Source organism: Thermoactinomyces vulgaris (assembly GCF_003688725.1).
Classification (GTDB): Bacteria; Bacillota; Bacilli; order Thermoactinomycetales; family Thermoactinomycetaceae; genus Thermoactinomyces; species Thermoactinomyces vulgaris.
The window spans coordinates 433514-445564 of the sequence record NZ_REFP01000009.1 but is presented as its reverse complement, the minus strand read 5'-3'; the positions used below and the strand labels follow the sequence as shown (position 1 = coordinate 445564).

The 12051-nt window shown below is 39.6% G+C and carries 10 protein-coding genes and 1 pseudogene; 6 read left to right on the top strand and 5 right to left on the bottom strand.

The annotated features are described in order from the left end of the window. Positions 1–194: 194 nt before the first annotated feature. The 6 genes and pseudogenes from ATH33_RS13745 to ATH33_RS09410 all read left to right on the top strand — a co-directional run bounded on the left by ATH33_RS13745 (position 195) and on the right by ATH33_RS09410 (position 4309). Entirely contained in the window at positions 195–1385 is a 1191-nt protein-coding gene (locus tag ATH33_RS13745) for an HNH endonuclease (RefSeq protein WP_249037511.1), read from the top strand. Positions 1386–1404: 19 nt separating this feature from the next. Continuing rightward, complete coding sequence (locus ATH33_RS09430) at positions 1405–1887, top strand: hypothetical protein (RefSeq protein ID WP_121874325.1); 483 nt, start codon at positions 1405–1407, stop codon at positions 1885–1887. Between the two features lie 83 nt (positions 1888–1970). Beyond that, complete coding sequence (locus tag ATH33_RS09425) at positions 1971–2459, top strand: immunity protein YezG family protein (RefSeq protein ID WP_121874340.1); 489 nt, start codon at positions 1971–1973, stop codon at positions 2457–2459. Between the two features lie 110 nt (positions 2460–2569). After that, complete coding sequence (locus tag ATH33_RS09420) at positions 2570–3106, top strand: hypothetical protein (protein ID WP_147437071.1); 537 nt, start codon at positions 2570–2572, stop codon at positions 3104–3106. Positions 3107–3177: 71 nt separating this feature from the next. Beyond that, a pseudogene (locus tag ATH33_RS09415) lies at positions 3178–3659 on the top strand (immunity protein YezG family protein). Positions 3660–3826: 167 nt separating this feature from the next. After that, positions 3827–4309 (top strand): hypothetical protein, encoded by a 483-nt coding sequence (locus ATH33_RS09410; protein WP_049720573.1) that lies wholly within the window; start codon positions 3827–3829, stop codon positions 4307–4309. Positions 4310–4651: 342 nt separating this feature from the next. Here ATH33_RS09410 and ATH33_RS09400 read toward each other — a convergent pair whose 3' ends face one another. From ATH33_RS09400 to ATH33_RS09380, 5 genes are read right to left on the bottom strand one after another with little or no spacing between them, the layout of a single operon-like run. Further along, positions 4652–5377, bottom strand: a complete 726-nt coding sequence (locus tag ATH33_RS09400) for a M48 family metallopeptidase (RefSeq protein WP_049720608.1) — start codon at positions 5375–5377, stop codon at positions 4652–4654. Between the two features lie 13 nt (positions 5378–5390). Next, positions 5391–8495 (bottom strand): type I restriction endonuclease subunit R, encoded by a 3105-nt coding sequence (locus tag ATH33_RS09395; RefSeq protein ID WP_049720574.1) that lies wholly within the window; start codon positions 8493–8495, stop codon positions 5391–5393. A gap of 46 nt (positions 8496–8541) precedes the next feature. Continuing rightward, on the bottom strand, positions 8542–9777 hold the full coding sequence (locus ATH33_RS09390; RefSeq protein WP_049720575.1) for a restriction endonuclease subunit S: 1236 nt from the start codon (positions 9775–9777) through the stop codon (positions 8542–8544). A 23-nt stretch (positions 9778–9800) separates the two neighbouring features. Then, positions 9801–11330 carry a type I restriction-modification system subunit M gene (locus ATH33_RS09385; protein WP_121874322.1) on the bottom strand — a complete coding sequence of 510 codons (1530 nt, stop codon included), beginning with the start codon at positions 11328–11330 and terminating at the stop codon, positions 9801–9803. After that, positions 11330–11920 (bottom strand): restriction endonuclease subunit S domain-containing protein, encoded by a 591-nt coding sequence (locus ATH33_RS09380; RefSeq protein ID WP_049720577.1) that lies wholly within the window; start codon positions 11918–11920, stop codon positions 11330–11332. Before ATH33_RS09380 ends, ATH33_RS09385 begins: the two co-directional genes overlap by 1 nt. Between the last annotated feature and the right edge of the window lie 131 nt (positions 11921–12051).

Sequence of the window (12051 nt, the reverse complement as noted above, 5' to 3'; positions counted from 1 at the left end):
CTGATTTTGGGCATTGTCTTGTGCATCTTTGCCACACCGTTAGGGATTGCCGTACTCAGTGGTATGGCTTTGTCATTTGTGATCAGTATGGCCCTGAATGGTTGGGAAATTAACAAAATGACCTTCTTGAAGCAGCCATTGGCGGCCTCTTGGGATTGATCGGAGGAGGCATCACGGCAGGAGCTTCCCGGGGCTTGGCCAGCGGCATCGGGCAAAAACTGATCATGGGTGCCAAAAATTCCAAATTCTTGGGTCCTGTTCTTCGCGGAGGACAGAAACTGGTTTCCAAGATGCCTGCTCCCATTCAAAAAATGTTTACCAAAGGCGGATTCATCGGAGCAGCCGAGGGTGCCGGCACCAGTGTGGCAGACGATATCCTGCATGGGCGGAAGATCAATTGGAAAAATGCAGTCTTATCGGGAATAGGCGGCGCAGCACTGGTCGGATTAGGATCATTCATCGTTCCCAAGTTAGACCCAATCATCGATAAAGTAACCACTGCATTCAAAAAATCAGAAACTGTTGAAATCGCAGCAAAACAAGTCGCAGATTGTTTTTCTTATCGATATCAATCAAACAGTTATTTGGCTTTTATTCAAGTATCGAATTGTGTTCGTACTCAACAGCTAACCGATGAAATAAGACAAAAAATCAAAGAAGAAAATTTTCAAAAGTATGGGGAAGAAAGTAAATCACGTAAACCATACTCCCCTCACAAAGATACGGGTAAAATAACGGTTCGGGAAGATGGAAAAAGAGTTTTAACACTTTATGATGGCACACAAAGGACTATTATTCACTCTGAACATGCTGGCAAAGATGTTTCTATAATTGTGAATGGAGAAGATTATAAAGTACCTATTGATGAAAACGGATTTCCTGATTTTACAAAGTGGACAGCCTATGCTTCAACCTTAAATCAGGATCAATATCTTTTAGGAGATAAAGCTCAGTTTAAGTTATTAAGCAAAAGATTGTACAAAGATATGACAAAAAATCAAAAATTAAGAGATAATATTGACGATACCTTCTTGGAAACATTAGAAAAAGGTGTTGGGGAGAAAAATGAGCCAGCAAAAAGGAAATTTAAAATCTTCATTTCGAAAAATAGTGTAATCAATAAAAATCTAACCAAAACAGAAATAGAGGATCTGCTTGCAGGAAAGGGAAGTTCATCCATTATTGAGAAACTAAACAAAGACCCTGAATTAAAACAAAAATTTCTTGAAGCGAATATCAGCTGGATTGAAAAAGGCAATGACCCGGTTGGATTTACATGGCATCATCATCAAGACGAAGGAAAAATGCAATTAGTCAAAACAAGGATTCATGGTAATATAAGGCATACAGGTGGACGGGTAATTTGGGGTGGAGGCGAAAGATAAAAACAAGGGAGGGAATACAATGGATCAAAAAATCAAATTACTCCTCCAAAAGGCAATAGATGAGAACAAAGAAAAAGTGATCGCTTATTTCCCTTATTTATTTCAGTATCCGTTTCATCCGGATACCACCTTTATCTTGTTAGAAGTCAGAGGGGATGGCGGCATTTTTGGTGTAACGATTTCACCCATGAACGGGTGGGGAACCCAGCTTTTCACCGATGCTAATGGACAAGAGCTTAAATTTGGAAATGCTCCCTTTGGATTTTATGCCTATGAAAAACTGGAGCAAGAACTTTCATCAGAAGAATTCGAAAAGCTGGAAGAAGATGAAGAACTCGTGGAGGAAATGGATTCCCATGTTAAAGATTACTTTGTTCCGTTTTTTCAGGAATGCTTTAACAAAGCTGGCGGAAAGAAATCGAAACTCCCTTATTATCTGTACTATCCAAATTCAGCCGAAGCATATGACTTGTTAACAGAAAAATGGTTAGAAACTTTTTGATGAACGTGATCAAGAAAACCGGTTTCTATAGTAGAATTGAAACCGGTTTTCTTTTTTATTTTGTTTTTCAGGGGGAAAAATTCATGGATACACCATTCGAAATCCAGTTAGAAAAGCTTTATCAGCAGATTGGAGAAACCATTGTTGAAATGATTCCTGAAGAATGGGAGAAAGTCTATTTATATGGAGAAGTAGGAGATGGATACTGTTATGCCTATTTCTACTATTATCCAAAAAACAGCACCTCTCCTGCTTATTTCTATGATATAACAGAGAAATTAAACGTTCCCAAAAACGAATTTCACAAATTAAGAAGCCAATTATTTGATCATCTTGTAGAACTGTGGGAAACCTTCAAGGAACATGATCAAGAGCCTTGGACCAATCTGACTTTATTCTTGGATTCATCCGGAAAAATAAAAATCCATTTCGACTATGAAGATCTATCCGATGCCAATCCTCTGCATCGCCGAATCATTTGGAAGTATCAATACCTTGGAATGATCCCAGAAGAACAAGAGGACAGAGAATTTTTGGAAGAATACTTAAAAAAAGAAAAGGAAGAAAAGTAAAGTCTCCCCTTTTATCTCTTATTTTCATTGATCATGCTCGTGTTTTACTCCGGGTTTATAACAAAACTCCCAAAGTTTTTTGCCGGCTCCCCATTGGCAATGGAGTCGGCATGATTAATTTGACGAATTTTAACAGACTGGCATTACGGGAGCGAATTCGAATGGATCGTAAAATCAAATCACTCCTCCAAGAAGGAATTAATTTAGAAAAAGAAAATGTCATTCAGCATTTTCGGTATTTATTACAATATCCGTTTCATCCGGATACAACCTTTATCTTGTTGGAAGTCAGAGGGGATGGCGGGGATTTTGGCATATCAATCTCCCCCATGAGCGGATTCGAAAGACAACTTTCCATCGACGCCAATGGAGAAGAGCTCAAATTAGGAGGAGCCCCATTTATATTTCATGCTTTTGAAAAACTGGAGCAAAAGCTTTCTCCCGAAGAATTTGAAAAGTTGACAGAAGACGACGAACTCGTAGGTGATATGGACGACTATGTAAAAGATTACTTTGTTACGTTTTTTCAGGAATGCTTCAACAAAGCCGGCGGAAAGAAATCAAAACTCCCTTATTATCTTGGCTATACCAATGGCGATGTCTATGACTTGTCAACAGAAAAATGGATTGACTTTTCGGTTGAATAACACGAAAAACCGGTTTCTATTATAAAATTGAAACCGGTTTTCTTTTTTATTATTTTACGGGGGGAAGATCCATGGATACTCCATTCGAAACCCAATTGGGTAAACTTTATCAGCAAATCGGAGAAACCATTAATGAAATGATTCCTGAAGAATGGGAAAAAGTCTATTTGTATGGAGAAGTAGGAGGTGGATACTGTTATGCCTATTTCTACTATTATCCAAAAAACAGCATCTCTCCTGCTTATTTCTATGATGTAACAGAGAAATTAAACGTTCCCAAAAACGAAAATTAAGAAGCCAATTATTTGATCATCTTGTAGAACTGTGGGAAACCTTCAAGGAACATGATCAAGAACCTTGGACCAACCTGACTTTATTCTTGGATTCATCCGGAAAATTTAAAATCGATTACGACTACGAGGATCTTTCGGATGCTAATCCTCATAATCGAAAAATCATATGGAAATATAAATATCTTGGTATTTTACCCATAGACCAAGATGATAGAGAATTTCTGGAAGAATACTTAAAAAAGGAAAAGGAAGAAAAGTAAAATTTCCCCTTTTATCTCTTATTTTCACTGATCATGCTCGTGTTTTACTCCAAGTTTATAACAAAACTCCCAAAGCTTTTTTGCCAGCTTCCCATTGGCAATGAAGCCGGCACGATTAGTTTGAAATGACGAATTTTAACAGACAGGCATTACAGGAGCGAATTCGAATGGACCCAAAAATTAAGTTACTTTTACAAGAGGCAATGAATGATAAAAAAGAAAAAGTGATTGCTTATTTCCCTTATTTATTTCAGTATCCGTTTCATCCGGATACCACCTTTATTTTGTTGGAAGTCAGTGGGGATGGCGGGGATTTTGGCATATCAATCTCCCCCATGAGTGGATTCGAAAAACAACTTTCCATCGACGCCAATGGAGAAGAGCTCAAATTAGGCGGAGCCCCATTTATATTTCATGCTTTTGAAAAACTGGAACAAAAGCTTTCTCCCGAAGAATTTGAAAAGTTGACAGAAGACGACGAACTCGTAGGTGATATGGACAACTATGTAAAAGATTCCTTTGTTCCGTTTTTTCAGGAATGCTTCAACAAAGCCGGCGGAAAGAATTCAAAACTCCCTTATTATCTTGGCTATACCAATGGCGATGTCTATGACTTGATATCAGAAAGGTGGATTAACTCTTTAATTTAGTGATGCACTGGGAGTATATTCCTTCATGATCACCACAGTAGTGGCACATCTTACTCTTTCATACTACCAGTTGCTATCCCGCCGATTGTCGTCGTGTTTCGATCTGGATATCTGCGCATCCCAGACATAACTCGTGCCGGTTTCGCATTAAACGTGATCGTTGTTTTCATTGTTTCACTTATCATCTATTTCCTTCTTTGGGTCGCTCGGGGAATCGATTTAAACAGCGTTCCGGACATCTTTAAACAATGAATAAAAGAACCCCCCAGTTATTCGGAGGGTCTTGATCTAACACTTACAAGTCATTATTCAATCCTATAACGTCCCATCTGCATCTCCATCCTATAGGTCTTTTACCACTTCTTCATCCAGGATCGCTTTTCTCTTTTCCCAATCAGGCATCAGGGTGTACATCAGATTATAAAAGTCTTTGCTATGATTATTATGTTTAAAGTGGATAAGTTCATGCAGAATCACATAATCGATGCAATATTTAGGTGCCTTGATCAGTTCTGTATTGAGGAGCAGGGTATTTGCATCGATCAATGCAGAGCCCCATCTAGTTTTCATGATACGCAAATCGATTTTAGGTTTTGAAACACCGTACTTTCGCACCAACGGATACATTTTGTCAAGAGATGCATGAAAGATTTCATATGCTCTGCTGCGATACCAATTCTCCATAAGTTTGGCCTTCCGTAGATAATGAGCGGGATCATTCACATAAAGATAGATAAACCCCCGAAAGTATTTAACCATTTCCCGCTCTTCCGTCTTACGCACACGCAGCCGGTATTGTTTGCCCAGATATTTGAAGGACTCACCGCTTACATACTCTCTTTTGCCTTGCTGATAAGGCTGGACAGATGCAAAGCTTTTTATGTGTTTTTCAATCCATGCTCCTTTGCTCTTGACAAAGTCACAAATAAAAGGAAGAGGTACTTGTTGATGGGCGGAGACTTCTACGGTCATATCCGGTTTGATATTCAGGTTGACATTTTTTACGTTTTTTCGTGTAACGGTAAACTCAATCGTTTGCTTTTTATACTGGATCGAATACTTTTCCATCATTTTCACAACCTTAGTACCGCCTCAGGGCAACTGTTTTCACCTGTTCAATGATTTTATCAATTGTATCATAGTCGAGTTCGATCTGATGCGCTTTTTTAAACTCAAACAGAAGATCATCCAGATCCTGGTCAATCCGTTTATGAATTTCCATATTATCGTGCCAATCCACTTTTTGGTGTTTTCTGATGACTCCATCCATTTTCAAAGCCAACTCTGCAAGCGGATCAGTGTGATAAGTTGCTGAGGATTCCATTAATTGACTCACAAGATCTTTGGTGACTCCGTAAAATGCCTGGGCATTTTTGTTTTTCCTGATGGCATCCGGAAATTCATCATCGGATGGGCCTCTTCGATAATCCTTTATAATATCTTTCATGCGGTTTAAGTATTCTGCTTCTGAAATTCGTTTATCTCTATAAGCTTGAAGCGTCGCCTTAACCCGTTCCGAAAACTTCCTGTAATACGCCGGATTTTCATCCCATTTGGCATGAACACTTTTGGTTAACCGTGTGCGAATCGCATCGGCTTTGGCCCGTTTGGACTCCAACCGCTCCAGTTCCTCTTCAAATGCTTGCTCATTTAAAATATCAACCGGGTTGGTAACACGGATCACTTCTTCCGCCGCAATATAATTATCCATCAACTTCTGCATTTTTGCTTCATATTCCTTGTGATCAATGGAATCAGAATAGCGGAGCTTTACATTTCTGCGCAATTCCTGGAAAAATTTCAGATCCTTTTTATACTTTTGCAGTTCTTTCTCAGGCAAAGCATTATAGATTTTTTCGGATTGCAAGGCAATGGCAAGATTCCTGGCAAATTTGCTCAACACACCGTAAAATTCTTCTCTGCGTTCTTCATCTGCCAGCCAGACTTCATATTCTTCCAGATCCTGTTTGTTTCTGATCGGGGCAAATATTTGCACCAGATCCGAATGGTACTGCCGTAGAGAACCGATCACACTGATCACATCATAGATGGCTCCATTCAAGTCTTCCGGATCAAAGTTTTCCAACCCTGCTCCCGAATACATTTGCATCGCCTGATCCAATTTCTCCAACAATCCTCTGTAATCAATGATATAGCCATAATCCTTCCCATCATACAAGCGATTCACCCGCGCTATCGCCTGCAAAAGTGTATGTTCTTTCATTGGCTTGTCCACATAGAGCACTGTCGCCCGCGGGGCATCAAAACCGGTGAGCAATTTATCCACCACAATCAGCAAATCCAGTTCGTCCCCATGGACAAACTCATCCTTGATCGCATCTTCATACTCCTCCGGCGAGCCATAACGATCCATCATCCGCTTCCAAAAACGTTGCACTTTATCCTTTGATTCTGCATCAACCGCTTCGTGTCCTTCACGTTCATCTGGCGGGGAAATGACAACAGCACAATTCAAATCCCCCAGTTCTTCAAACGCCTCCAGATAACGAATCGCTTCAATTTTGCTGTTGGTTGCCAACATCGCCTTGAATTGGCTGCCCTCTGTTTTATAGTTTTTCAGGAAGTGTTCATTGATATCAAAGGCAATCATGCTGAGCCGTTGATCCGAAGAGGCAATTTTTTCAAACCGGCTCCACTTTTTCATTACTTCTTCTTTCTGTTTCTTATTCAGATGGCGGGTAATCATCCCCAACCGATGGTCAATGGCCTTCCGATTGACTGTTTGCTCAACCATTTTTCCTTCATACAATAACGGAACTATCGCCTTGTCCCGGACACCATCGGCAATCGTATAGGTATGAATCAGTTTTCCAAACTTGATCATGGTATTCTTTTCTTTTTTCATTAATGGGGTTCCGGTAAAACCGAGATAACAGGCATTGGGAAATACTTTCCTCATTTTGAGGTGCAACTCGCCATATTGTGTGCGGTGGGATTCATCCACCAATACAAAGATATCCCTGGATTCAGCTGTTTTTTGTTTGGAGGCGGTATCAAATTTATGTACCAATGAGGTGACAATATCGGCGTTCTGGTCATTGATCAAAGTGACCAGATGATTGCCGGAGGTAGCCCGGCTTGCTTTTAACCGTGTATTTCTGAATGTCCTGTGGATTTGTTTGTCCAGATCGATTCTGTCCGTGACCACGACTACCTTTGGATGGACATCTGTCAATTCTGAAAGAAGATATCTGGCCAGCATCACCATCGTCAGAGATTTGCCAGAACCCTGCGTGTGCCAAATTACTCCCGACTGGCGATTGCCATGTTCATCACGTTCTTTGATGGTTTTGGTGATTTCTTTCACCGCAAAGTATTGCTGGTACCGAGCCACTTTCTTTTCGTCTTTGTCAAACAATGTAAAGTACTGAATGATTTCCAGCAGCCGCTCAGGGTGGAACAAGGAAATGATACTACGATCCTGCATGGTGGGCAGTCTGTTTTCTACCGCTTTATCCAGCCAGGATTGCAGCCATTTTTCATCTTCTTCCTTCCACATCGACCAAAACCGTTTCGGTGTGCTGCAGGTGGCATACTTCGTTTCATTTTTGTTGGTAGACATCACTAGTTGAATATACTTGAACAAATGGGGAGCATAATTTTTCCCCTGGTTGCGAATCATTTGGCTGATCCCCTGATCCATGGAGATGGAAGCCTTTTTGCATTCAATAACCACCAGAGGAATGCCATTGACAAACAACACCAGATCCGGGCGAATCGTTTCCCGTCCATCCATCCGTTCAACACGAAATTCCTCGACAATATGAAAAACATTGTTTTCGACATGCTGCCAATCGATATACTGGATCGTAAACGATTTTTTGGACCCATCCGGCAAGAATTCTGTATAACTCCGGCCATACAACAATGTTTCATAAATAGCTTCATTGGTTTTCACCAGACCATTGGTCAAGGGCTCATCCAGATCGCGCATGGCCTGCCGGATGTTGGCCTCACTGAATGAAAAGGTTTGCCCCTTATATTCATAGGAATTGAGCGATTGCAACTTCTCCTCAAGAATCTCCTTCAGGAGCACATTAAACAAGTTTCCCCGCATCTGTTCGGCCTGTTCCGGATCGAGATACTGATAACCCAATTTTTGCAATACTTCTATCGCAGGTACCTGACTGATCAACCGTTCATCATAACTGTTCACTTCTGCCACTTGATCCACCCTCTGTCTTATAATGAACGGAAAAGAGTAAAGGCAATCAAACCTTTACCCGTACTTTTCCGGTTAAAAGCAATTGCATAAGGCCCTTTTTTTGTTGTTTTAATAATTCATATTCACTTACAAGAAGATCAATTTCTCTATCAGAGTTAATCAATAACTTTGCAATTTCTATTTGCTCATTTAATGGTGGGATAGTAACTAAAGTGTTTAATAATCCCTTTAAATCCAAATTTCTACGTACAATACTTGCACCTTGTTCAGAATTTACCTTGTATAACCAAATCATAAATTCTGATTGCATAAAATACTTTGCAAAAGTAGGGTGAAATCTTTGATAGTTAAGCTCAAAAACCTTATATGCAGGTGACACAATACCAATATTATAGGTGGTTAAAACATCTAAACTTCCCATCCACAAGTTCATTGTACTAAAAACTAGGTTATTTTTTCTCACAATCTTGTAACCAATGTTATTTTTACTAGCAACCTGTTTATTAAAATGTTCTTCTTGCGCAACAATTCCATTCTTTGTAACAGATAAAACTGGAAATTGATTATTCACTGTACTTTTTTCTTTTACTTCTTTTATCAAATTACCAAGTTTAATGCTTTTCCACTCATTCTTAAACCCGGGCAATCTCACTTCACCTGTCAACAACTTTTGCATTAATCCTTTTTTCTGCTCTTTTTTCTGTTCAATCAGCTTTTCTTTCAAAGCAATTGCCTTGTCCCAAATGGAGAGAATTGAGGCAATCTTTTGTTGCTCAGGTAAGGGGGGAAGGTATATCTTTATATTTTTAAGTTCTTTTGGATATATGTGAACCACTGAATGTCCTTGTCCCAATCTAGCTCTTTTTTTAATTAATTCCTCTGAATTAAGAGCATATGATAAATACAGAGAGTTAACACTTTTGTTTGGTCTTAGTATTATTATATCTCCTCCTGCATATGCTTCTACATCTCCAAGAAAAGCTACTGCCTTACCAATCTCTTCTTTAGTTTCTCCTGATCCAGTAAACAACAAATCCCCTTTTTTTATCCTCGTACTTTTTAACGCAGTCTTTTGATCTATAAATGACTTGAATTTCCTTACCAACACGTGATGATCAGTATATATCTCCCCATATAAAATACAAGGGATTCCATTAACCTTAATTTCTCGCTTAGAAATTCCTTTACCTTTAATAAACTCTCCTATTTCTCCAAGCAATTGAGCCTTCCAATCTGTGGGATATTTTATTGTGTTTTTTTCTTTTATTTGTTGTTGATTCAATATATAACTCCCTCCTTTCAATTTTAGATACCCAGCTTTTTCAAATACCGTTCCATTTGTGTTTCCACTTCTTTTAACTCCTGTTGGATCTGTCGAATGTTCTCTTTCACCGCATCCATGTCGACAGGATCTTCTTCTTCAAAGGTATCCACATAGCGGAGGATGTTCAGGTTGTAGTCGTTTTCCCTGATCTCATCCAATGTTGCGACATAGGCATATTTATCGATGGGTTCCCGTTTCTCATACGTTTCCACAATTTTTTCGATATCCTGTTCTCGCAATTTGTTTTGGTTTTTGCCTTTTTCGTAATGTTCTTCGCCCGAGGCATCGATAAAGAGAACGTCTTTCCGTTTGCGGTCTCTTTTGAACACCATGATACAGGCCGGGATTCCCGTGCCATAGAAAAGTTTTTCCGGCAACCCAATGACTGCATCCAGTAAATTCATTTCAATGATTTGTTTGCGGATCTTTCCTTCACTGGCTCCCCGAAACAGGACACCATGCGGCAAAATCGTTGCCATGCGGCCATTTCCCGACAATGAATACAGCATGTGCTGGACAAAGGCATAATCTCCTTTAGAGCTTGGCGGAACGCCCCATTCAAATCTTCGGTGTGGATCCAGGCTGGCTTCCATTTTGAACTTTTTATCTTTTGTTCCTTCCCCTGCAAAGCCCATCGCCCATTTGTCCAATGAAAAGGGTGGATTGGCCACAATGACTTGAAACTTCATTAACTTCCCATCTTCCAGATGCAGTGGATTGGCCAGAGTATCGCCCCATTCAATCTTGGCATCATCGATCCCATGCAAATACATATTCATCAGCGCGAGCGAGTGGGTAGCCCCGTTCCGTTCCTGCCCATAAATAGCCACTTTTCCGCTTGGCACTTGTTTGGCCACTTTGATCAACAGGGAACCGGAACCGCATGTCGGGTCATAGATGCGGTCATTTTCCCGGGGTTTAACCAAACGCGCCAACAGTTCGGAGACTTCGGCTGGCGTATAAAACTCTCCGCCCTTTTTCCCGGCATCGGAAGCAAACAGGCCAATCATATACTGATAGGCATTTCCGACAACATCTTCATCCCCTAACTGTGATGGGCGAAGAGACAATTTATTGAAGTCTTCCAACAAGGCACGAAGGATCGCGTTTCGTTCCTTGGTCTTCCCAAGGATTGCCTCACTGTTAAAATCGATATTGCGGAAAACGCCGCGAAGTTTTCCAGTGTTTTCATTTTCAATATGTTCCAATGCTTTGTTGATGATTTCCCCGATTTCCGGATCGTTTCTTTTACTGTACAAATAGTCAAAGGTTGATTTTTCATCCAGCACAAACCGTTCTCTTGCCAATGCCCGCTGGATGCGTCGTTCATCCCCTTCATAACGCTTTTTATATTCTTCCAAGTTCTCTTTATATGTATCGCTTAAATATTTAATGAACAACATGGTCAGAATGTAGTCTTTATAAGTTGATGAGTCAATTTTTCCCCTAAAAGTATCAGCCGCTTGCCATAAGACACTATTAACTTTTTCCTGAGTTATTTTTTCTTCCATTATAAATCCTCCTGATAATGCCCTTTTATAATATATTGAGTCATGCCTTGAAACCTTTTCTCTTTTTCTTTTATTAAATTTTTGTAAAGATTTTTTTCAGTTTGATGAATTTTGTAAAGTTCGATTAATATTTTTTGCATAGACATGGATGTTATGATAACAGGGAGTTTCCTGATTACATCTTTGTTTGTACTTGGGATTCGGCTGCCTGATTGATATCGTTCCAAATCCTTTTTCACATTGAATGTATTTAAATACCATGCAATATATTGAGGCATCACTTTATTCTGATCCACTTTGATTATTGCAAAATATGACGGAATCAACAGTCCGCGATACTCCTGATCTATATAAATGGCTGTATATGGCTGGCTTAACCGCATCAGGACATCGCCTTCTTCCGTAAAATAACGATCATCCAATTCATCACGACTGATAAACACTTCAAAATCTTTATTCACTATCATTCCATCTTCACTTATATTTTTAAGCGTCAGCAATTGATAAGTAACTTTTGTGGTATCCAGCCCTGCCTTTTTCCTGCTTAACACAAGCCCTGTTCTGATTTGGGCAATTTCACCAAGCCTCATAATACATCCCTTCGCAATGTCAAATTTAATATTTGACATTCATTTGTAAATACAGTATATAACTTTAAACTTACTGAGTAAATATCTAAACCAATAGATTATTAATAAAATCCTTGTCGTAAGATAAACCC